Raw genomic sequence first — 21,032 nt, forward strand, 5'->3', positions numbered from 1 at the left:
TTAAAATCGAGTCATGAATCATTTTATTGGAATTGATATCGGTACGACGAGCACAAAAGCGATCGTCGTTACCTCGATCGGCGAGATGAAAGGCATTGCCAGTCGAGAGTACCCGTTGCTTTCCCCTCAACCGCGATTTGCTGAACAAGATCCCAACCTGATTTTTTCCGCAGTTCTAGAATCAGTTCAAGAAGCAATTCAGCGCGCCAATTTATCTAGCCGCGACATTGCGGCGATTGGGTGCGGGTCTGCCATGCATAGTCTGATTGTCATGGGTGCAGATCATTTTCCCCTGAGTCAGAGCATCACTTGGGCAGACAATCGCAGTGTGGCACAAGCCGCAGCATTAAAGCAAAGCCCACATGGAATTCAGATCTACAGAAAGACAGGCACACCGCTGCATCCGATGTCGCCTTTAACCAAGTTGCTATGGATGCGAGAATGTGACCCCGATCGCTTTAATAAAGCAGTGAAGTTTATCTCGATTAAAGAATACGTCCTGTATCAGTTGTTTGAACAATATGTGGTTGATTACTCGATCGCAGCGGCAACCGGATTGCTCAATCTCAAAGCTTTGAACTGGGATCAAGAAGTGCTTAACCTCGCTCAAGTGCGGGTCGATCAACTGAGCCAGTTAGTTCCAACCACTCATATTCTGCAAGGCATGAAGCCTGAATATGCAGCAGCAATGGGACTCGATCCGAACGTTCCGGTTGTCGTTGGATCAAGCGATGGTGTACTTGCAAATTTAGGAGTCGGCGCGATCGCATCGGATCAGTTAGCGATCACCGTTGGAACCAGTAGCGCCGTCCGAAAAGTTGTCTCTCAGCCAATTACCGACGAGCAAGGTCGCACCTTCTGCTATCCCTTAACCGAGAAATACTGGGTGATTGGTGGAGCTTCTAACAATGGTGGGATTGTTCTGCGATGGTTCCGCGATACCTTTGGACAGCTTGAAATCGAACCCGAGCAAGACGCTTATGCACACTTAATTCAGCTTGCCGAATCTATTCCAGTCGGAGCAGAGGGATTACTGTTTTTGCCGTTTCTGTCTGGAGAACGCGCGCCCTACTGGAATGCAGATGCACGGGGGGTATTTTTTGGTATGTCTTTGCAACATAAGCGATCGCACTTTGTTCGAGCCGTTTTAGAAGGGATTTTGTTTGCAGCGTATAGTATTACAACTGTGTTGAGTGACTTGACTGACGCGAGTCAGACTATTTTGGCATCCGGTGGAATGACACGATCGCGCATTTGGCGGCAGATGATGGCGGATTTATTTGGGATAGAAGTTCTTGCACCTGAAGTCTATGAGGCAAGCGGATTCGGCGGAGCAGTACTTGCAATGTATGCAGTTGGGGAAATCGCCCAACTCGAAGCTGTACAGTCGATGATTCGGATTCACGATCGACATCTGCCCAATTTAGAGCGATCGCAGCAATATCACAAGTTATTTGATCGTTACCAACGGCTTTACTATCTGCTAGAACCAGAATTTTCTACTCTAGATTGAGGTATCTATATCAATGCCGAGATCAGCCATCACCTGAAGCCATCGCTCAGGGGTCGGAAGAGTTTGTTTGAGAAATTCAAGCGTGAGTTGGCTGGAATTTGCCTTATACAACAGAGGAGCATAGCTGAAATGGCAGGCTTGCTTCTTGAAATCATCTACCCCATACTGTGCAATTAAAGTTGCCAGTTGCTGTTCGATTTTCGGAATTGCGATCGTCGATAAAGCCAGTAAGTTGCTCATCCATCGCTCCTTCTGAATCGTAAATGCAGCTAGGTCTGGAATCGAAGAATTGCGATTCTCCTCACACATTGCCTTAATCTTTTCCCACTTATACGTTTTCCAAGGCTTGGCTTTCAGCACAGGTAATTGCCATTTGACAATTTCCTCACGCCAATAATCTTTTGCAGCTTGAACCTGGACAACCTCAAAGCTCGGTAAAATCAGTGCTGTTAATCGCCCCCCATGGCACGCTCCGGTATCAATCCCATAGGCTTTCTGCTCAACGACCAAAGGACGATTTTCGACCACGTGGTGACCAAAAATCACAGGCTTTACGCCCCGATAAAACTGAGTCCAATAGGCTTGACCGTACTGCCTTTCTAGATACCTCTCACCTGCTGTGCAGCCACACAGTACCTCTTCTCGTTGCTGTGCAATGTCGATACCATTTTCGACCGCAGCATGAACTAGAATCGCTTCAGGCGTTTCGTAATAGTAGGGAAGCAGGCGAATCCAGTCTAGAAACTCCGTATAGCGATCGCCGAACTGCAATTTGACAATCTCTTGAGAATAGGACAACGTTTGTTTCAGATGCTTACGCTCATGATTACCCATCAAGACGATCGTATTCGGGCGATTTCTGAGAAAATCATACACTTTGACAGAATCAGGACCGCGATCGACGATATCTCCTAGTGAAATGAGACAGTCCTCATCCGCCAGTTGCACTTTCTCAAGCAACCGCAAAAGTTCTCGATAACAACCATGAATATCGCCGACTACGATTGTTCGCATAGCGCACAGTTTAAACCTGCCCTTAATCTGCTTAGACACCAATCTTAACCTTGAATGGCTAGATTCGGCTAACGCTATCAATCTTCAAGTCAGATTTACTTCGACGAGGTACTTGCCTCTCGACGTTTAATCACTCGTCCCTCGCTCACAAATGAAATTCCCTGGTTGCCCATCGTGTTGATCATCACCGTTTCAATGACTGGATCAGTTACTTTCTGCTGGGCGACCCACTCGACTAAAAAGCTCGCTCCTGCACCCCCACCTGTATCTGCTTGATCGACAAAAAAATAGGTTGAGGCAAGCGGTCTCAGTTCTACAGGCTGCTCTAAATATTTCCGAATTAACTTGCCATTTGTATCGTGGTAGAACACAGAAGTAATGATCATCGGGTGGGATTGGTCTGTATTTCGCACACTCAGAGTCACTGATAAGTCCATCTTCTGACTACGACTTATCGAATAGATATGAGAGTAGACAGGGACATAGACCGTTTGACCTCTAGCAATTTTAATGCTGTTTGTGAGTGTCACAGTTTTCAACTGAGGAGTAGGGGGCAGTTCAGCCTCTGGTTTACATCCTAGTAAAATCAGACCTACAATAGCAAGACAGAAATATCGCTTGATCATAATCGCGTTGGCTGGGGATGAATCCGACTAGACCAACAATAAGTGCGATCGCAATGCCCTGTCAAAAGTTCAGCATTGCGTCAGTATCCTCGCCACTAACGCAATGCAAATCGAGCTATGGATTAGAGCGATTCGGTTCCCGTCCCACAATATAGCGAGAAGCAGCAACCTCACTGTTCAGAGGCGGCACTTGTCCCTTATTGACGAGGGCTTGATGGATAAAAGCTGCCATATCGCCACGAGTTGCAGGCTGATTCGGATTGAGAAGACGCTGCTGCGGATGATTCACCACAATCCCAGCACGAGTCACAGATGCGATCGCATCTCTCGCAAACTGTGGAATTTGATCTGCATCATCATAGTAACTGTTGAGGGTCTGGCTAGCAGGAACTGAAGTAGAATTTGCACTGGCAACCGTTTGGGATTGAGCAGGCTGAGCAGGTGGAGTTGCAGCCTTAGCAGGCGGAGTTGCAGTCTTAGCAGCACTCATCAGAGGCTGCATCAAGGTTAGAGCCGCGAACGGCAGTACGATCGGTCGCCGAGTTTGCTGTCTGGGAGTTTGTTGGGCAGAAGCTTGTTGGGCGGGAGCCTTCGCATTTTGAGCTTGCTGTGCCGTTGTAGCAGTACTCGGAACCCGCTGACTGAGTTCTAGATTTCGAGCAAGTGACGTGAGAACTTCAGCCCGTGTAACGGATTGTCTCGGGCGAAACGTCTTATCAGGATAGCCATTCATAAAGCCCATCTCATAAGCTTCTTCGATCGCAAGAGACGCCCAGTACCCACTCGGAACATCTCGATACGCACTGCCACTGGAAATCTGTCTTTCTCGGTTTTGGTTAAATGCTTCCCGGATAATTGCTGCAAATTCATCTCTTTCTACAGGACGAGTGGGACGAAATGTTCCATCTGGATAGCCCTGGAGAATATTACGCTGAGCAAGTGCATTAATAAAAGGTTGTGCCCAGTGCTTTTGAGTGTCAGGAAAGCTGCCTTGAGAATTCTGCTGAGCATTAGAAGTGGCATTTAGCGAAATCGTGATTCCTGCCGCTAAACATCCTGCTAATGGTAGATAGTAGAGTCTTCTAGACATAATTATTTTTGCCTGCAAAGTATGCCTTTCTTTGTAGCTCTTTTCGGATCAAATATTTTTCAATCTAAAGACTGAGTATTACGGCAAAATCTGAACTGGAAGGGTCTGTCGAAATTGCTACAGTCGATAGATCACCCGTTCTTTAGCTCTATTCCGATTACAGTATTCTGTATCCCACTCTATGAAGAATCAGCTTAGCTTCGAGGCGCATACATCATGACTAGAACGCCCAGAAGTGCGAGCCAGCCTCCGAGCCAATCGTATCGATCAGGAGCAACTCGATCGACAAACCAGCCCCACAAGATAGATGAAACGATGAAAATCCCACCCTATGCTGCGTAGGCGCGACCGAAATTGGCAGGCTGTAACGTTGGAACCACACCATAAATCGCCAAAATGATCACGCCAATCACTGCTAGCCACGCACTTTTGCCTTCTCGGAGCCAAAGCCAAAAGAGATAACCGCCACCAATCTCACACAGTGCTGCGAGAACAAAGAAGAGTAAGGATTGAATCATGATTTGCAAGAATCGCTCATCAGTCTAGATGCCTCAATGAGTACAGCGCAAATGAAATGGCTAGCAAGCATACGATCGCAATTCGGTTTTTAGATAAGCTCAAGCTATATAATAATTAATGATACATCATCCTGTTAAATATTAAATTGTGTAAAGTTTTTTACTTTCCCTGCAGATTGTATTTTCTGATACAAATTTCTAAGGGGACTGTTCCTACCATGTGACGGAGGTTAAACCTTTGCAAGTATCCAAATGCTGATTTCAAGCAATTTGATGGATGGATCTTGATGACATCTATCAGATTTATCTTGGAAACGTTTGAACATATTGCAGATTCGCGATAGGCATGTTTAACGATCGCGAATTGGGGCATCTAGCTGTGTCTGAAAGGTGCTTTCTGCTGATTTGTAAGGAACTGTGCGATCAAGGCTCTCCCGCAAGGGGTTGCCGGAGTCTTGGCCATTGCGCTGATACAATTCAGATTCACAGTTCGCGTCCCCTTCTCAGACCTTTCCTCACTGGAAAGCATTAGGGAGGGAGAGACGCTCACAATGTTCTAGAGGTTTCTCCCTTTCTGAGTCCTAGCTTCTCGGAGGTTTAGTGTCATGGAATTCCAAAATCTAAATGGTTTAGCTGGACAACAGGAAAACAATCAGTCATCGAGTAAGGAAAAGAAACACAAGAAACATAAAAAGAATAAACATCAGACCCATCCGCCTTCTGCCGAAAATCCATCAGAGCCTTTTGAAAGTGACCTTCCTGAGCAAAAAAAGCTCGGCAAGCAAGCTTACGAGCTAGAACTTGCACGTTTGCAGTGTGAGTTGGTCAAAATGCAGTACTGGATCAAGCACACAGGCTATCGTCTCGTGATCTTATTTGAAGGGCGCGATGCTGCTGGAAAAGGAGGAACCATTAAGCGCATTGTAGAACCGCTTAATCCTCGCGGTTGTGGCATTGTTGCACTGGGGACTCCCTCCGATCGTGAAAAAACACAGTGGTATTTTCAGCGCTATGTCGCACACTTGCCCGCAGCCGGAGAGATTATTTTGTTCGATCGCAGTTGGTACAACCGAGCAGGCGTTGAGCATGTGATGGGCTTTTGTACCGACGCTCAGTACACCGAATTTATGCAATCCTGCCCAGAGTTTGAGCGGATGATTGTACGATCGGGGATCATGCTGCTGAAGTATTGGTTTTCCGTCAGTGACGAAGAACAAGAACGGCGATTTCAATCGCGAACGGTCGATCCGGCTCGTCGTTGGAAGCTCAGTCCAATGGATCTCGAATCGCGCGATCGCTGGGTGGAATATTCCAAAGCAAAAGATACGATGTTTGCTCATACGAATATTCCTGAAGCTCCTTGGTTCACGGTCGAGGCAGATGACAAGAAACGGGCACGTCTCAACTGTCTCAGCCATATTTTGAGCAAGGTTCCTTACACCGATATGACCCCCGAAGCGCTGGAACTTCCTCCACGCCGCGCTGCCCCAGACGACTATGTGCGTCCCCCTCGCAACGAACAGTTCTTTGTTCCCCACGTTTACTAAGTTTTCCACTTTCTCAGGACAATCCCTATGAGCCACGAATTGCGTGTTAAAGCGATCTCTCAAGTTACCGATCGAGTTCCCCTTCCTCCGAAAGTTCCTGCTCGTCTAGAAGCAATCTGGGCAAGCGATGTGTTTACCTTGAGCAAGATGCAAGCTTGCTTACCCAAGGATGTCTTCAAATCACTCCAAAGCACAGTTAAAACCGGTGGGAAACTCGATGTTTCTGTCGCAGGTGTCGTTGCGGCAGCCATGAAAGATTGGGCAATCTCGAAGGGCGCACTGTATTATGCTCACGTCTTTTACCCACTCACGAATGCAACGGCTGAAAAGCACGATGGATTCATTTCCGTACAAAGTGATGGGTCTGTGATCTCAGAATTTACGGGCAAAGTGCTGGTTCAAGGTGAACCGGATGGCTCATCATTTCCGAATGGCGGACTGCGAGCCACCAATGCAGCACGCGGATACACGGCTTGGGATGTGACGAGTCCTGCCTATGTGATGGAAACCGATAACGGCGTGACCTTGTGCATTCCGACGGTGTTTGTCTCTTGGACAGGCGAAGCACTCGATAAAAAAACGCCGTTACTGCGCTCGATCGCTGCAATGAATAAAGCTGCGACTCGTGCCTTGAAACTGCTTGGCTACACGGATGTTGCTCCTGTCAACTCAAGCTGTGGTGCAGAGCAAGAGTATTTCTTAGTGGATGCTCACTTTGCTCACAATCGTCCAGATTTGCTCTTAACAGGTCGGACTTTGTTCGGCAAGCCTGCGGCAAAAGGTCAACAATTTGATGATCACTACTTCGGTGCAATTCCAGAGCGGGTTCAGGTCTTCATGCAGGATGTAGAAGAGAAACTATACCGACTGGGAATTCCCGCCAAAACTCGACACAACGAAGTCGCTCCTGGGCAGTTTGAAATTGCACCATTTTTTGAAGCAGCCAACGTTGCGAGTGATCACCAGCAGTTGATCATGACCATTCTCAAGACGACTGCTAAAAAGCATGGTTTTATGTGCTTACTGCATGAGAAGCCATTTGCAGGCGTGAATGGTTCAGGAAAGCACGTAAACTGGTCGGTCGGCAATCCCACTCAAGGGAATTTGCTAGATCCAGGTGATACACCGCACAAAAACCTCCAATTTCTGTTGTTCTGTGGCGCAGTGATTCGAGGAGTTCATACCTATGGCTCACTGTTACGAGCGGTTGTGGCAACGGCGAGTAACGATCACCGTCTCGGAGCAAATGAAGCTCCACCTGCCATCATTTCGGTCTATCTCGGCACGCAGCTCGAAGAAGTGTTTGAACAGATCGCCAAAGGTGAAGTCAAAGATTCGACCCACGGCGGAATGATGGATCTAGGAGTCGATACCTTACCGATATTTGCGAAAGATCCGGGCGATCGCAATCGTACGTCTCCCTTTGCTTTTACTGGCAACCGCTTTGAATTCCGTGCGGTTGGCTCGGGTCAATCTGTTTCGGGTCCCTTGGTCGCAATGAATACGATCTTGGCAGATTCGCTGTCCTGGGTATCTGACCAACTGGAAGCTGAACTGGCAAAAGGAACCGAATTGAGTGCAGCAGTGTTCACTGTGCTCAAAGAAGTGATGGACAAACATAGTGCTGTCATCTTTGGAGGAGATGGCTACTCTGAAGAATGGCATCGCATGGCAGTGGAAGAGCGCGGACTGCCGAATCTTCGGACAACTGCCGATGCCTTGCCGGTGTTGAAAGATAAGGCGATCGAAGATCTCTTTGAGAAGGTTGGAGTGCTCACTCCTGTTGAACTTGAAAGCCGCTTTGATGTTTATGCGGAGCAATATATTCAATCGATCGAGGTTGAAGCGAAGCTCGTCGTAACCATGGCGAAAACGATCATTTACCCTGCGGCAGTCAGGTATCTAACAGATTTAGCAACTTCGATCTCAGCAATTAGCGGTATTGGCTTGACGCTTGAGAAAGACACGGCTGAAAAAGTGGCAGCTTTGATTCAATCGATGATGGATAACGTTAGTAAATTGAGCACAGCCATGAGCCAGCATGATTTTGAGAGTGTAGAGGCTCACATGCAGTACTGCTCTCAAACCATTCGTCCTTTAATGGACAAGGTGCGCGAGTATGCAGATGCCCTCGAAGGTGAAGTCGCAGATGATCTGTGGCCGATGCCGACTTATCAAGAGATGCTGTTTGTGAAATAGCTGATCGTTTTACCTAAGAAAAAGCCGCCTTCAATGAAGGCGGCTTTTTTCAACGCAATTGCACGATGGACAATGATACTCTTGGGCGACCTTAATCGACGGGGAGAATCATTCCTTCACGCGCTAACAAGCTATTGGGAAAGACCGATCTCACATCTGCTTCAATCTGATCCAACATGTCATCATCGTGATTCGGATCATGGTGGAACATCACTGCTTTTTTCACGCGTGCCGCATCTACGACTTTCAGTGCTTCTTGCCAGGTGGAATGTCCCCAACCGATTTTCGGAGCTTTGGGATCGTGATATTCCTCATCGGTATAGCAAGCGTCGTAGATCAAAATATCTGCATCACGAGCAAGATAGACCAAATCTTCATCAATGCGATCGGGATAATGTTCGGTATCGGTTGCATAAACAACAGTTTTACCGTTATAGGTGACGCGATAGCCGATCGCACTATTCGGATGATTTAACGGTCCGGTCTCAATGCGAATGCCGTCTAGGTCAATGACATCCCCCACCATCAGATCGGTGAATTTGAGATCGGACTTCATGATCTGCATCGGCACGGGAAAATTGGGGTCGTGCATTTGATCGCTGAGTCGCTTTTGCATCGTTGCGCCATTGGGAGCGATCGCACCATAGATGTGAAAGCAATTGCCAGGAATAAAGGCAGGAACGAAGAAAGGAAAGCCTTGAATATGATCCCAGTGGGAATGGGAGAAAAACATGTGGGCTTCGACGGGCATCTGCTTGAGCATCGACTTGCCAAGAACTCGCAACCCAGTCCCGCCATCAAAAATCAAGCGTTTGCCACCGACTCGCATTTCAATACAGGATGTATTGCCACCATAGCGAACGGTTTCTTTTCCGGGAACGGCGATGCTGCCTCGAACACCCCAAAAGTGAATGAAAAAATCGGAAGACTGGGTCATTGCTGGATTTGCGTTTACTTCAAGCGCTCATGAACTCGACTTCGGCAGATAAAACTATCTTTATTGTGTCGATTGCCACAAGCAGTTTGCGACAGAACCGTATGATTTGACGGTGGGAGGGTTGTCCCTACTTCTAAGCTACCCAACAGGTTTTCACGACTACCAAGTTGACATGAATTATAGACGCAGATATAAAAAAAGGCTGAGGAATTTTCCTGAGCCCTGTAATCTACGTAAATTTACGGAATCTAGATTGCAGCTTTAATGCATTTTTCAACCAGTGGCATCACTTTATCCACATCTTGCCAACCGAGAATTTCGGTGACTTTTTTCTCCAGATTTTTGTAGGTTCTAAAGAATTCTGCCACTTCGTCTAAACGATGAGAGGCAATATCATTGAGTGATTTGACGTTTGCGTACCGAGGATCTTTGTCGGGAACGCAGAGAATCTTTTCATCGCGATCGCCACCATCAATCATCTCTAACATGCCGATCGGACGGGCTGCGATCACGCATCCAGGGAAAGTGGGCTGATCCATAATCACCATGCCGTCGAGCGGATCGCCATCATCCGCGAGGGTATTGGGGACGAAGCCGTAATCGAAGGGGTACATGACCGAGGCATACAGAACGCGATCGAGGGCGAAGGCATTGAGATCTTTGTCAAATTCGTATTTGTTTTTGCTGCCTGCGGGAATTTCGATCAAGACGTTAATTAAGCCCGGTTTGGGTTGGGCGGGAATGCGTGATAAATCCACTGCGTTTCTCCAAGCTAAACAGTTTTACCATTCTGAATTGTAGGGGAGAGCGGTTCACGCCAAGAAGAGTTTGTAGGCGTGATTTTGATTTTCGTCCCAATATCGATAGTGAATCGTATCGAGAAAAGCTTGCCAGTCTTCCATTTCATGCGGTGGGACTTGAATTCCGAGTACAATTCTCCCGTAGTCGGCTCCGTGATTGCGGTAGTGAAAGAGGCTGATGTTCCAGTCTGGACGCATTGAGGTAAGAAATTTGATCAAGGCTCCTGGACGTTCGGGAAATTCAAATCGGTATAAAACCTCGTTCTCTGCCAAAGCAGAGCGACCTCCGACCATGTGCCGCAGATGCAGTTTCGCAAATTCATCATCCGTGAGATCCAGCGTCTTGAATCCATTCGATTCAAAAGTTGTGACCATTTGAGCCGCATCAGAGCGCCCTGAAACCTGCATCCCAACGAAAATGTGAGCGATTTTCTCATCAGCAATTCGGTAATTGAATTCAGTAATACTTCTTCCCCCGAGAAGATCGCAGAATTTTCTTAAACTGCCGCGCTCTTCGGGAATGGTGACGGCAAAAATGGCTTCTCGGCGTTCTCCCAGTTCTGCACGTTCGGCAACAAATCTCAGACGATCGAAGTTCATATTCGCCCCACAAGCGACCGCGACAAGAGTTTGTCCGGTCATTTGTTCGCGTTCGACATAGGCTTTCATTGCCGCGATCGCTAAAGCTCCAGCAGGCTCGAGAATCGATCGGGTGTCTTCAAAGACATCTTTAATCGCCGCACAAGTGTCATCGGTATCGACCAAAATCATGTCATCCACATACTGCTGGCACAGCCGAAACGTTTCGGCTCCCACTTCTCGCACGGCAACCCCATCCGCAAACAGTCCGACATTCGGCAATTTGATCCGATGTCCCGCCTTAAGAGATTGAGTCATCGCATCTGCATCGACTGGTTCAACTCCGATGATTTTTGTCTCTGGACGCAATCGTTTGATATAAGCTGCAATGCCTGAAATCAGCCCGCCCCCACCGATCGCGACAAAGACCGCATGAATTGGTTGCTGATACTGCCGCAGAATTTCCATGCCGATCGTGCCTTGTCCCGCGATCACATCGGGATCGTCGAAAGGATGCACAAACGTCAGTCCTTTTTCGGCTTCTAATTGACGGGCATACGCATACGCATCGTCGTAGGTGTCTCCGTGTAGAACGACTTCTCCACCGCGCGATCGCACAGCATCAATTTTCACTTGCGGTGTGGTGACAGGCATGACAATGATTGCCGTTGTGCCTAAGCGCTTTGCACCCAGAGCAACACCTTGCGCATGATTTCCCGCTGAGGCAGCAATGACACCCTGCGCTAAGATCTCTGGCGAGAGTTGCGCCATTTTGTTGTAAGCTCCGCGCAGTTTGAAAGAAAAAACAGACTGCATGTCTTCGCGTTTGAGCAAGACTCGATTGTTCAACCGAGCAGAGAGATTCGGAGCAAATTCTAACGGCGTTTCTTGTGCAACATCGTATACACGGGCATTGAGAATGCGTTCTAGGTAGTCACCGGACATAAAGATGCGGGGAGGAAAGGGGTTGAATTCTTATTTTACGGGTAGAAGTCAACGAATTTATTTGCCGTTTGAGGGCAACCGAACTTTGAAACTCGGTTTGAAATCACTCAGGGTAGAAGACTGGATCGAAATTGATGATCAGTTTGAGTCGTATTTGCAGCGAAAAGCAAAGTTACTAGAAACGAACTATTCAGAAGTATTCGCGAGTTTAGCAGGGAGCGAGGCTGCACAGCGGGAAGTTCTCGATCGCTTACTCGATCATCTCTTGCATTACTTTCCTGATTTTTATCAGCGAATCGGCGATCGCATTACAATTCGGCTTACGAATCAAACTTGGCAAATCTCTGAATTTGAAAATCCTTTAGATTTAGCCGGTCGCTTAGTTCAAGAAGACCTGTGTGTGATGCAAAAGCATGAGAATCAGTATTTTCTGAGTGCAGCATCACTTTGTTTTCCGTCCCGGTGGCGATTGAGAGACAAACTTGGACGACCTTTAGTCGAGATTCACCAACCTGTGCCGGACTATCCAGAGCAGTTAGAACATCCGGTCGATCGGTTCTTCGATCGCTTAAAGCCTGAATTTCCTGGCGTTCGATTGAATTGGAGCATTGTGGATACGCCAGAGCTATTTTTGGGATATCAAAGCGAGTCACACAATACAGGAGAGCATTTATGGATTCGGGTTGAACGGCAAACTCTGCGAAGATTTGAGCATAGTATTTTGTTTGGGATTCGCACGTATCTTTATCCGATCGAGATTTTGAAAGCGTATCCCGAATTGGCGAAGGGACTCGCTGAGAATGTGCGATCGCTGTCGCCAGAAATGCAGCTTTACAAGAACATTCAGCCAATTCGAGACAGGCTTTTAAGGGAACTTAACTTGGATTAATCATTTGCTCTGGACGCACGAATTGATCGAATTCTTCTCCCGTGAGCAATCCGAGTTCAATACAAGCTTGACGCAAAGTAGAGTTCTCCTTATAAGCTTTGTAAGCAACTTTGGCAGCGTTATCGTATCCAATCTTAGGATTCAAAGCTGTCACGAGCATCAAGGAGTTTTCCAAAAAATGATTGATGCGATCGCGATTCGGCACAATTCCCACAACCATGTGATCGGTAAACGAAGAGCACGCATCAGAAAGAATGCGAATCGAATGAATCAAATTATGAATCAACACAGGCTTGAACACATTTAGCTCAAAGTTACCTTGGCTTGCTGCAATCGCGATCGCACTATCGTTGCCCATAACTTGCACACAGACCATTGTCATTGCCTCGCATTGAGTCGGATTGACCTTACCAGGCATAATCGATGATCCAGGCTCATTCGCAGGTAACACTAATTCTCCTAATCCACAGCGAGGACCTGACCCCATCCAGCGCAGATCATTGGCGATTTTCATCAACGCACAAGCGAGCGTTTTAATCGCTCCGCTCGTAAAGACGATCGCATCATGAGCCGCTAAGGCCGCAAACTTATTCGGGGCACTGACAAAAGGAAGTCCGGTTAATTCTGCAATTTTACTTGCCGATCGCACTGCAAACTCAGGATGGGTATTGATTCCAGTTCCAACTGCAGTTCCACCAATCGCAAGCTCATACAATCCGGGTAGGGTTGCTTCGATTCTGGCGATCGCTTGATCCAACTGTGCCACATAGCCGGAGAACTCTTGACCTAAAGTTAAGGGCACAGCATCCATTAAATGAGTCCGCCCAATTTTAATGATGTCATCAAACTCATTGGACTTATTTTGCAATGCATCGCGCAACTTTTTAATCATCGGCAGCAATCGTTGATGAATTGCTTCTGCTGCTGCAATATGCATTGCAGTTGGGAATGTATCGTTTGAGGATTGAGACATATTGACGTGATCATTCGGGTGAATGGGAGTTTTACTTCCCAGCTCTCCGCCCGCTATCTCGATCGCACGATTCGAGATTACCTCATTCGCATTCATATTCGTTTGCGTTCCACTTCCGGTCTGCCAGACAGACAAGGGAAAATGATCATTGAGCTTGCCAGCAATCACTTCATCAGCGGCTTGAATCATCAATGTTGCTTTTTCCGCAGGGAGCTTGCCTAAGTCTTGATTGACGATCGCGGCAGCTTTTTTCAAAATGCCAAATGCCCGAATCAGTTCTGTCGGCATTTTGTCTTGTCCGATTGCGAAATACGTGAGCGATCGCTGAGTTTGCGCTCCCCAATAGCGATCGCACTCGACCGCGATCGCGCCCATACTATCTGTTTCTGTCCGAGTCGTTAAATCCACACTGAGTTTCTCCGCCGTAATCGTAGGACATTCCACCACCTGTCCAATTTATCATCCCAAAAACGGTTGACCGATTTACGCTAGAAGAAAGACATTTCTAGTGCTCAATCATGCCTCTCAATCCCGTCATTTTCGTTCACGGCATCACCGATACCTTTGCTCTCTTCGACCCGATGACACAGTACCTAGAGCGTTCAGGATGGCAGACTTATGGATTAGACTTGATTCCAGCCAATGGAGATAGCCACCTTGATCTCTTAGCAAAACAACTTGCAGCCTATATCGAAGCCACCATTCCCGCCGATCAACAGATTGATCTCGTTGGCTTTAGCATGGGTGGACTGGTCAGTCGCTATTACGTTCAGCGCTTGGGTGGTATTAGCCGAGTGCAGCGATTTATCACGATTTCTACACCGCACAATGGCACACTTGCAGCCTATCTTTCTCAACGTCCTGGCTGCATACAGATGCGCCCCAACAGCGATTTTTTGCGTGATTTGAATCAAGATGTGCAAATGCTCGATCGCATTAATTTCACTTCGATTTGGACACCTTTGGATGGCATTATCGTTCCAGCAAATAGCTCTGTTCTTCCCGTTGGAGAAGCGATTCAAATCAAAGTTCCGCTTCATGCGTGGATGGTGACTGATCCACGATCGATGACACTGGTTGCCGAAGCCCTGAGAAAGCCACTTGAGAAAGCCAGTTCACCATTGACAACCTATTGATTCAGCCAATGATTTAATTCTCCACTCAGCCACTCACTAAACAAAGTCGAGAGAATCTCTTCGCGAATTTCAGGAGTCAGTTGAGCGGGAATAAACTCTTCGACTAATAAAAGATGAAACCCTTGATCAGTCTGAATGGGACGCACCACTTCTCCTGGGGTCGCACCAAATGCTGCCGCTGCGATTTCTGGTTTCAAATTCCAACGATATACGGCTCCTTCATACCCACACTGATATCGCCGTTTACTATCCATATCGTAAAGGTGAGCCGCTTCATAAAAACTAATTTCTCGTTCCTCGGTTTGATAAAAAACTTCTCGAGCCACATGCTCGTAAGGAACAAGAACTTGATACAGAATTACCCGCTCAAAATTCAGGCGATTCTGGGCGAAAAAACCTTCAACTTGCTGCCCAAATAGCGTCTCTTTTAATTTTTGGGTGAGTAGTCGATCGCGGATGCCCGCTTCCCAATCTTCAACTGTAATTTGCTGCTCTGCCAGCCAAGCTAATGTATCAGTGGCACGCTCTAGCCGTAGGTCACGTCGGATGAGATCGGCCTCTGCTTGGATTTCCTCAGGCGAGACAAAAATCTCACGCTCACGAGCCGTTTGATCAATAATTTTTTGAGTGAAAATCGCCTGACACACTTCTTTGAATTGCAGGTTCTTCTTCAAGTAACCAACAATCTCATCAGGTTGAATCGAAGAGTATGACGAGGAAACCATGCCGTTTTCAATCTGAATAAACATCACTGAACCTGTAGAGTTGAAAGAATAATTGAAGGATCTATCCAGCCTTCTACAGTAGGAATTAATTTTACCGACTGATCGAGGCAGGGCGATTGTGTATTGAGACGGAATTATTCACGATCGCTTTCATGATCGTTTATACAAGAGATGAAATGAGATGATTGAGACTCAAGCAGCCCTGAAGATGTATAAAGCTGAACGATCAAATCAGGCTTTTAGCTAGTGTAAGGATTGAAAAAAATTAGATGTTGCCATTTTGGCTAATTCTGCTAACAAAGCTTTTCCATTCTCTCGATGTGGGCTATTGAGTAGAATGTGCCAAATTGGCAATTTGTTTCAACGAACACCTGCTTAGATTGTAAAAATAGCTTTATCTGTGAGATACATCCTATGCAGATCAACGATTTGAACTATTTAGAACATGTTCTAGACATCAAGACAATTTCAGGAGGAGTTATGGTCGGTGTAACGGCTGACGCATCCGCTACCGGAGATTCAAGCTTCACCCTAACTGATACCAGAACTAAAGTGAAAGAATTGGGAAATGGAGGATCTATCGGAAAAGGCAGTGGGATAGCAGTTGCGACCGGAACCGATTCGCTGGCTGGAGTTGATCTCTTTGGCTCGGGAGACAAGGTGATCGAGAAGACAAAAGTAAAATACTTTTCAAACAAAGACACGATGATTGTTAAGGGTAAAATCCTGGTCATCGATAAACCTTAGCCTCAATCTCCTGATTGACTGACAAATCTTTCTCATCTCGCATGGCTTGCACGCGATCGCATTGCTCCGCACGAGGTTGAAACCCCGTGCTCATCGAACGAAGTCTCTGAAGAGACTGTATTTTTAAGCCATTAGCTGGGTTCAGGAGTCCCTTGAGGGAGTTCGCATGGTTAGCACCGGGTTTTGAATCCGGTGCGGGACAGAAACGCAGCCAAGATGATGTTCAACGTTTTGTCAGTTACCCAGTTCAAGCTCTCAAGCTTTTTGATTTTCTTTAATTTTGATAGGGGCGAGAGTATCTCACCCCTACTTTTTTGCTACTGTTTTGCACAACTGACCTTAATTTTGACGTTGCCCTGATCTTGCAATGCAAGTCGTAGATGATTGCGAACCTCAGCTAAATCTGGTCGTAAAGTAATTGCCTGCCGATAAGATTCGATCGCGCTCTTTAAATCACCCGCTTGCCGCTGAGCATTCCCTAATTCGTAGCTGAGTGCAGCATAACGAGCTTGATCTTCAATCGATAATTTGTTCTGGGCATGAAGCACAGCAGCGATACCCAACTCGGCTTGAAGATGATTAGACTGAAGTGTCTGTACTTTTTGATAAGCCGCGATCGCGTCTTCCCATCTTTTCTGTTTTTGCAAGACAAGCCCCAGAGCAAGGTAAGCTTCTACCAGTTCTGGATTCATCGCGATCGCTTGCTGATAGCATTCAATAGCGCCGGTATCATCCCCCACCTGTTGGCACTCGTCGCCTAACTCATAATTGACTGTTGCATAATGCACCTGCTGGTCTAAAGGGAGCTTTCCCTGAGCATAAAAAGCATTTGCTAGACAAACGGCGATTTCACGCACCTCCGGCTGAAGCGCCTGCGCTCTTTGATAAGCTGAGATCGCGTCTTCCCAGCGCTCTTGTTTTTGTAGAGCACGCCCCAGAGTATAGTAAGCTTCAGCTAACTCTGGGTTCATAGTGATCGCCTGCTGGTAATATGCGATCGCAACCTTTAAGTCGCCTGCTTGTTGGCGTTTGTTGCCCAAAGTAGCATTGATGACAGCATAGTGCTCCTGTTGTTCCGGGGGTAATGTGCCCTGAGCGTAAAGTGCATTCGCCCAAATCACTTCTGCTTCAATCGAATCCGGTTTCAGTTCACGAGCCGTTTGATAACAAGCGATCGCATCGTCCCATTTGTTCTGCTGCTGTAAGGCATAGCCCAGATTGTGATAGAGAGCAAATGCAACATTAGAGGATTGAGGTTGAAGCATTAAAGCTTGCCGATACACCTTTTCTGCTTCTAGTAACTGCTCTTGAATTTGGTACAAGTTTCCTAAACTAAACCAAGCTCTGACATCGTTCGGCTGTAGCTGTAGCAAACTTCTAAAACACTCCTCGGCAGTTGGATAATCTCCCTGGTGATGCATCACCACTCCTAAGTTATACAGAGCTTCCGGATATTGAGGTTGCACCCTTAGAATCTGGCGGTATGCTTGCTCAGCCTGACTCAGTTGATTCGTCTGTTGGTAACTTGCTGCAATTTGAAGTGCTTTAGGAATCAGCCGAATATTTAGCGGCTGAATTGGATTGAGCAAGTGCTTACGCTCGATCGCAACGATCTTAATTCGCCGCTCTTTCGCGCCAAAAGAAAACTTATACGCCTCATTGCCCAGTAGAAAGTCATAGACTTGAAACCCCTTCTGAATCGCATCCCGAATCGCGTCCGCATGGAGAATGATTCCTGGAGCTAGATCTTTCACAGTATCGTCGCGTCCTCCGATCAAAAACAAAACCGTTTTATGGCTCCAATCTAAGAGATTCGCGATCGCGCCGAGTGGCTTTTCTCCCTGCCATAGCGCAGACAAAGACAAGGCTTGATGCTCAAAGCAATGCCGCAATGTATGCCCAATCTTATCCAAAATCTTCTGGCATTGATCCGCCCCTTTTCTGCTTTCCCAGTTTGATCTCCAGAGTTCCAAAAGTACCTCAAGATGATCCTCAAAATTATCTGCGTTGGCATAGGTCAAATGGAATTCAGAAGAATCCTCAATTTTTCTGAAAAAGCGTCTGATTTTGTGCCGAGTATTTGAGCTAACAACGGTCTGAAGATACTGTTCCCAGGTGCCTGGCAAATCAATATATGGAACAATGTTATTGTCGATATGATCTAAGTCACTAACGTAGCATCGTTCCTTCAATTCAAATCCGTCTGTCAGAAACTCCTTCAAAATTAGGCTAATTCTTCCCTCGATCGTCGAAATATTATCTAGCTCAAAAGTCCACCATTCTTCTTGTTGAAGAAATGCAGCAAACGCAGAGCTTACAGCTATTTCATATTCAGGCAAACAGATAAATCCAACATGGTCTGCATCAGCTACTCCTGCCATCACAAGTTCACTATGAAATGATCCATCTGGATTCTCAAGTGCTGTAAGGTATAGCGGAAAAAATGCGACATACTCTGAACCGCGACTCCTTGATTTGGCTGCTAATATAAACCACGATTCATGAAACTGATCATACCGTTTCAGTACTCCAGATAGCCAGATCCAAGATGAGAAGAATCGAGCCTGATGATCAGCATTGTATATGGATTCCCAGGTATTTCTAATCGTCTGAAACATTTCAAAATCATCAATAATGTCAATTTCTATGTCTTCCATATCTGGTTTCTCCTGAAATTGTTTATCAACAATCAATATTTCTGCCGCCGCCAAGAATTTTAGCAATCAAAAAATGTATCGATGTGCCATTCTGGCAGAATTCAATCTCATAAATGTAATGTCGAAAAAAATTACTAAAACACAAACAAAACTGCCAAAATGGCAACCTCTAAAAAACGCATCCTTTATCTTATAAATATCAACTCAAACAACAGAGTTGAAACAACTAAGAAACAAAAATTCCAAGGAGAAATCCAATGATTATTTCTGATCTCAACTACTTAGAAACCGCTCAAACAGAAGTTTTCGGTGGCTTTACTTATCCCTCTGTCTCCTTCAAAGAAACCGTAAAAATCAACAAATACATCAACTCGAAAGTCAATCTGAAAGGTAACGTCGCTACTGCTGAATCTGATGCAGAAGCTTATGGAAAAGACAGTTTGGCTCAGATTTTCACCTACACGAAAACTACGCCTTACTCGTCTTATTCGAGCGGTACTTCTATCTCTGCTTCCAACTAGAACTCAATTAATTATTGAGTGACTAGTTTAAGGTAGGGCAACCATGGAATCTCTCCGTTGTTGCCCTACCTTAATTTGTTTTGTTCTGCCTTAAGCTTTTTGCACGAATGATTAAATTGAAAAATTTAAGGGCGATATTGTCGTACCAAAATTGCTTGTGCAAATTGCATAGTATTGGAGGAAAAAGAATGACTTGTTTGATGATCACTGATCTAGACTATCGCGTAGACTCGACTGTGAAAGAGAGCATTCATGGCGGCGTCAGTGTGAGCGTCAGTACCACAACTTACAGCACGAAGAATTTTACTTATGCCAATGCGAATGCAGGTGCAAGTGGTTCAATGACCTATACTTCCACAAAAACATCCACACGGATTAATAACGTTGGCTATTTATATTCCAGCAATGCAAATGCAGATGCCTATGCGCTAGCCGCAGCGCAATACAATACCGCGATCGCGCGATCAAACAGCACCTCGATCTATGTCAGTGTGTCGAACAAATAGAAATCAAATGCAGGAAAGTTGAGGATACCGAAAGATGAGCCAGCACAAGATCTTGATTCGACGAATTATTTCAGCGGATAGGCGATCGAGAGCCGAAGCTAGAAGTGAGGTGATTCTCTCAGACCCCACAACGGTTTCCCATCAATCTGTCAGCATCAGCGTCTCTTCTACAGAAACGAGCCAAAGCGCAAGTAGTCGCTCTACAAGTTGCTCCAACAGTTCTTCAGTATCGAGCTAGTAAATTCAATCTAATCATACAGAAAACACAACACGGAACTCGTGTTGTGTTTTTACTAGGTCGTAATTAGATTTAGAATGGGAAACTGGCTGTCAAGCTCCGAGCAGAGGCGAAAGAGACAACCGGAGATGTGCCGAAGTTTAGAGCCAAGATTGTTCTAGACTTGCCATCTGCTGTCGCCATTGTTGTGCTAGAGACTGCAAGATTTGGATTACCAGGGAGAGAGAGGCTGATACCCTGAGGTGAATTTGCTAGCTTTGTGCTCCACAACTCTGTACTACCCTGTTTCAGAGAAAGCGTGTTGTCCTCACTCAGTGAAAGGGTCAGGATACCGTCATTCGCTTGTAGAGCACCAAAAATATCTGATGAGTGATCCAGAATTTCAAGATGAGACAAGTCGCAAATCAGCATATAAATACTCCTTATTTGCCAGTATTCTAGTCAGTTGTCAACAGAGAAGCCTGCCATTTTGGCACCTTATTCACGGGCAAGTCGTTGCATTGACCCAACCATTGTTCTAAGGTTGCAAATGTTCCGCCTTTAATTCGAGTTCGAGGCTCACTCACGACTTCCAAGTAATTCAAATCCTTGATCGGATTCGGTTGCTGCGGATTTGAATCAGGAGTTTGAGCTTGCTTTTGCCCTGCTTGATAGTGATCCTTCATAATCCGGTTATAGGTTCTGTAGGGAATGTAGTGGAGCGGATTATAGCCACCAAACTGCAAAATTAAAACACAAGCCCACGAATATTTTCCTGCTAAGATCGCTTCAATCACTTGGTTAAATTGCTCAGTTTCCATGACGCGATCGAGCGATGCGCTCGAATTTCTAAAGCCTTGTTGAGTCATGCTTTTCACCTTTTTTATATCCTA

General features: G+C 46.2%; 19 protein-coding genes and 1 pseudogene. 8 read left to right on the forward strand and 12 right to left on the reverse strand.

Annotation, left to right across the window (positions count from 1 at the left end; translation table 11 throughout):
- Positions 1–13 precede the first annotated feature (13 nt).
- Complete coding sequence (locus tag ACMUEV_RS18360; RefSeq protein ID WP_190652196.1) at positions 14–1,513, forward strand: gluconokinase; 1,500 nt, start codon at positions 14–16, stop codon at positions 1,511–1,513.
- Here the strand turns inward: ACMUEV_RS18360 and ACMUEV_RS18365 are convergent.
- The 4 genes and pseudogenes from ACMUEV_RS18365 to ACMUEV_RS18380 all read right to left on the reverse strand — a co-directional run bounded on the left by ACMUEV_RS18365 (position 1,505) and on the right by ACMUEV_RS18380 (position 4,761).
- On the reverse strand, positions 1,505–2,527 hold the full coding sequence (locus ACMUEV_RS18365; protein ID WP_190652195.1) for a metallophosphoesterase family protein: 1,023 nt from the start codon (positions 2,525–2,527) through the stop codon (positions 1,505–1,507). The two genes, ACMUEV_RS18360 and ACMUEV_RS18365, sit on opposite strands and share 9 nt — an antisense overlap.
- Before the next feature lie 95 nt (positions 2,528–2,622).
- Positions 2,623–3,153 carry a DUF3124 domain-containing protein gene (locus ACMUEV_RS18370; protein ID WP_017287627.1) on the reverse strand — a complete coding sequence of 177 codons (531 nt, stop codon included), beginning with the start codon at positions 3,151–3,153 and terminating at the stop codon, positions 2,623–2,625.
- A gap of 115 nt (positions 3,154–3,268) precedes the next feature.
- Entirely contained in the window at positions 3,269–4,243 is a 975-nt protein-coding gene (locus ACMUEV_RS18375; RefSeq protein ID WP_190652194.1) for an S-layer homology domain-containing protein, read from the reverse strand.
- Between the two features lie 194 nt (positions 4,244–4,437).
- A pseudogene (locus ACMUEV_RS18380) lies at positions 4,438–4,761 on the reverse strand (YnfA family protein).
- A gap of 605 nt (positions 4,762–5,366) precedes the next feature.
- On the opposite strand from ACMUEV_RS18380, the gene ppk2 reads away from it, so the two are divergent.
- Positions 5,367–6,308, forward strand: coding sequence for a polyphosphate kinase 2 (gene ppk2, locus ACMUEV_RS18385; RefSeq protein ID WP_017287623.1), 942 nt, complete (start codon positions 5,367–5,369; stop codon positions 6,306–6,308).
- Between the two features lie 27 nt (positions 6,309–6,335).
- On the forward strand, positions 6,336–8,507 hold the full coding sequence (locus ACMUEV_RS18390; RefSeq protein WP_190652193.1) for a glutamine synthetase III: 2,172 nt from the start codon (positions 6,336–6,338) through the stop codon (positions 8,505–8,507).
- A gap of 91 nt (positions 8,508–8,598) precedes the next feature.
- Here ACMUEV_RS18390 and ACMUEV_RS18395 read toward each other — a convergent pair whose 3' ends face one another.
- From ACMUEV_RS18395 to ilvA, 3 genes are all read right to left on the reverse strand, one after another.
- The gene (locus tag ACMUEV_RS18395) at positions 8,599–9,444 is read right to left on the reverse strand and encodes an MBL fold metallo-hydrolase (protein ID WP_017287621.1); all 846 of its coding nucleotides are present in this window, start codon (positions 9,442–9,444) and stop codon (positions 8,599–8,601) included.
- Between the two features lie 248 nt (positions 9,445–9,692).
- Positions 9,693–10,202, reverse strand: a complete 510-nt coding sequence (locus tag ACMUEV_RS18400) for an inorganic diphosphatase (protein ID WP_017287620.1) — start codon at positions 10,200–10,202, stop codon at positions 9,693–9,695.
- A 54-nt stretch (positions 10,203–10,256) separates the two neighbouring features.
- Positions 10,257–11,768 (reverse strand): threonine ammonia-lyase, biosynthetic, encoded by a 1,512-nt coding sequence (gene ilvA, locus ACMUEV_RS18405; protein WP_190652192.1) that lies wholly within the window; start codon positions 11,766–11,768, stop codon positions 10,257–10,259.
- 22 nt (positions 11,769–11,790) lie between these two features.
- On the opposite strand from ilvA, the gene ACMUEV_RS18410 reads away from it, so the two are divergent.
- Positions 11,791–12,657 carry a heme-dependent oxidative N-demethylase family protein gene (locus ACMUEV_RS18410; RefSeq protein ID WP_242044570.1) on the forward strand — a complete coding sequence of 289 codons (867 nt, stop codon included), beginning with the start codon at positions 11,791–11,793 and terminating at the stop codon, positions 12,655–12,657.
- On the opposite strand, the gene fumC is transcribed toward ACMUEV_RS18410, so the two are convergent.
- Complete coding sequence (gene fumC, locus ACMUEV_RS18415) at positions 12,644–14,074, reverse strand: class II fumarate hydratase (RefSeq protein ID WP_347277617.1); 1,431 nt, start codon at positions 14,072–14,074, stop codon at positions 12,644–12,646. The genes ACMUEV_RS18410 and fumC overlap by 14 nt on opposite strands.
- A 74-nt stretch (positions 14,075–14,148) precedes the next feature.
- On the opposite strand from fumC, the gene ACMUEV_RS18420 reads away from it, so the two are divergent.
- A complete protein-coding gene (locus tag ACMUEV_RS18420; RefSeq protein WP_190652189.1) occupies positions 14,149–14,766 on the forward strand; it encodes an esterase/lipase family protein in 618 nt (205 codons plus the stop codon).
- Here ACMUEV_RS18420 and ACMUEV_RS18425 read toward each other — a convergent pair.
- Positions 14,760–15,515: a peptidylprolyl isomerase gene (locus ACMUEV_RS18425; RefSeq protein WP_017287615.1), complete on the reverse strand. Its 756-nt coding sequence runs from the start codon at positions 15,513–15,515 to the stop codon at positions 14,760–14,762. The two genes, ACMUEV_RS18420 and ACMUEV_RS18425, sit on opposite strands and share 7 nt — an antisense overlap.
- Before the next feature lie 390 nt (positions 15,516–15,905).
- Here ACMUEV_RS18425 and ACMUEV_RS18430 point away from each other — a divergent pair, with 390 nt between their 5' ends.
- On the forward strand, positions 15,906–16,238 hold the full coding sequence (locus ACMUEV_RS18430; RefSeq protein WP_190652188.1) for a hypothetical protein: 333 nt from the start codon (positions 15,906–15,908) through the stop codon (positions 16,236–16,238).
- A 317-nt stretch (positions 16,239–16,555) separates the two neighbouring features.
- Here the strand turns inward: ACMUEV_RS18430 and ACMUEV_RS18435 are convergent, their stop codons facing one another.
- On the reverse strand, positions 16,556–18,895 hold the full coding sequence (locus ACMUEV_RS18435) for a GNAT family N-acetyltransferase (RefSeq protein ID WP_190652187.1): 2,340 nt from the start codon (positions 18,893–18,895) through the stop codon (positions 16,556–16,558).
- Between the two features lie 257 nt (positions 18,896–19,152).
- Here ACMUEV_RS18435 and ACMUEV_RS18440 point away from each other — a divergent pair, with 257 nt between their 5' ends.
- Both ACMUEV_RS18440 and ACMUEV_RS18445 read left to right on the forward strand, forming a co-directional pair.
- Positions 19,153–19,416 carry a hypothetical protein gene (locus tag ACMUEV_RS18440; protein WP_017287612.1) on the forward strand — a complete coding sequence of 88 codons (264 nt, stop codon included), beginning with the start codon at positions 19,153–19,155 and terminating at the stop codon, positions 19,414–19,416.
- Positions 19,417–19,604: 188 nt separating this feature from the next.
- The gene (locus tag ACMUEV_RS18445) at positions 19,605–19,922 is read left to right on the forward strand and encodes a hypothetical protein (protein WP_017287611.1); all 318 of its coding nucleotides are present in this window, start codon (positions 19,605–19,607) and stop codon (positions 19,920–19,922) included.
- 310 nt (positions 19,923–20,232) lie between these two features.
- Here ACMUEV_RS18445 and ACMUEV_RS18450 read toward each other — a convergent pair whose 3' ends face one another.
- A complete protein-coding gene (locus ACMUEV_RS18450) occupies positions 20,233–20,571 on the reverse strand; it encodes a hypothetical protein (protein WP_190652186.1) in 339 nt (112 codons plus the stop codon).
- A gap of 26 nt (positions 20,572–20,597) precedes the next feature.
- Entirely contained in the window at positions 20,598–21,008 is a 411-nt protein-coding gene (locus ACMUEV_RS18455; protein WP_017287609.1) for a HetP family heterocyst commitment protein, read from the reverse strand.
- Positions 21,009–21,032: the final 24 nt, after the last annotated feature.

This window comes from Leptolyngbya sp. FACHB-1624 (assembly GCF_047649235.1).
In the GTDB taxonomy this organism is placed as follows: domain Bacteria; phylum Cyanobacteriota; class Cyanobacteriia; order Leptolyngbyales; family Leptolyngbyaceae; genus Leptolyngbya; species Leptolyngbya boryana.

Coding starts and splice junctions, on each gene's coding strand:
- ACMUEV_RS18360 (WP_190652196.1), top strand. CDS start 14: ATGAATCATTTTATTGGAATTGATATCGGTACGACGAGCACAAAAGCG.
- ACMUEV_RS18365 (WP_190652195.1), bottom strand. CDS start 2,527: ATGCGAACAATCGTAGTCGGCGATATTCATGGTTGTTATCGAGAACTT.
- ACMUEV_RS18370 (WP_017287627.1), bottom strand. CDS start 3,153: ATGATCAAGCGATATTTCTGTCTTGCTATTGTAGGTCTGATTTTACTA.
- ACMUEV_RS18375 (WP_190652194.1), bottom strand. CDS start 4,243: ATGTCTAGAAGACTCTACTATCTACCATTAGCAGGATGTTTAGCGGCA.
- ppk2 (WP_017287623.1), top strand. CDS start 5,367: ATGGAATTCCAAAATCTAAATGGTTTAGCTGGACAACAGGAAAACAAT.
- ACMUEV_RS18390 (WP_190652193.1), top strand. CDS start 6,336: ATGAGCCACGAATTGCGTGTTAAAGCGATCTCTCAAGTTACCGATCGA.
- ACMUEV_RS18395 (WP_017287621.1), bottom strand. CDS start 9,444: ATGACCCAGTCTTCCGATTTTTTCATTCACTTTTGGGGTGTTCGAGGC.
- ilvA (WP_190652192.1), bottom strand. CDS start 11,768: ATGTCCGGTGACTACCTAGAACGCATTCTCAATGCCCGTGTATACGAT.
- ACMUEV_RS18420 (WP_190652189.1), top strand. CDS start 14,149: ATGCCTCTCAATCCCGTCATTTTCGTTCACGGCATCACCGATACCTTT.
- ACMUEV_RS18425 (WP_017287615.1), bottom strand. CDS start 15,515: ATGTTTATTCAGATTGAAAACGGCATGGTTTCCTCGTCATACTCTTCG.
- ACMUEV_RS18430 (WP_190652188.1), top strand. CDS start 15,906: ATGCAGATCAACGATTTGAACTATTTAGAACATGTTCTAGACATCAAG.
- ACMUEV_RS18435 (WP_190652187.1), bottom strand. CDS start 18,895: ATGGAAGACATAGAAATTGACATTATTGATGATTTTGAAATGTTTCAG.
- ACMUEV_RS18440 (WP_017287612.1), top strand. CDS start 19,153: ATGATTATTTCTGATCTCAACTACTTAGAAACCGCTCAAACAGAAGTT.
- ACMUEV_RS18445 (WP_017287611.1), top strand. CDS start 19,605: ATGACTTGTTTGATGATCACTGATCTAGACTATCGCGTAGACTCGACT.
- ACMUEV_RS18450 (WP_190652186.1), bottom strand. CDS start 20,571: ATGCTGATTTGCGACTTGTCTCATCTTGAAATTCTGGATCACTCATCA.
- ACMUEV_RS18455 (WP_017287609.1), bottom strand. CDS start 21,008: ATGACTCAACAAGGCTTTAGAAATTCGAGCGCATCGCTCGATCGCGTC.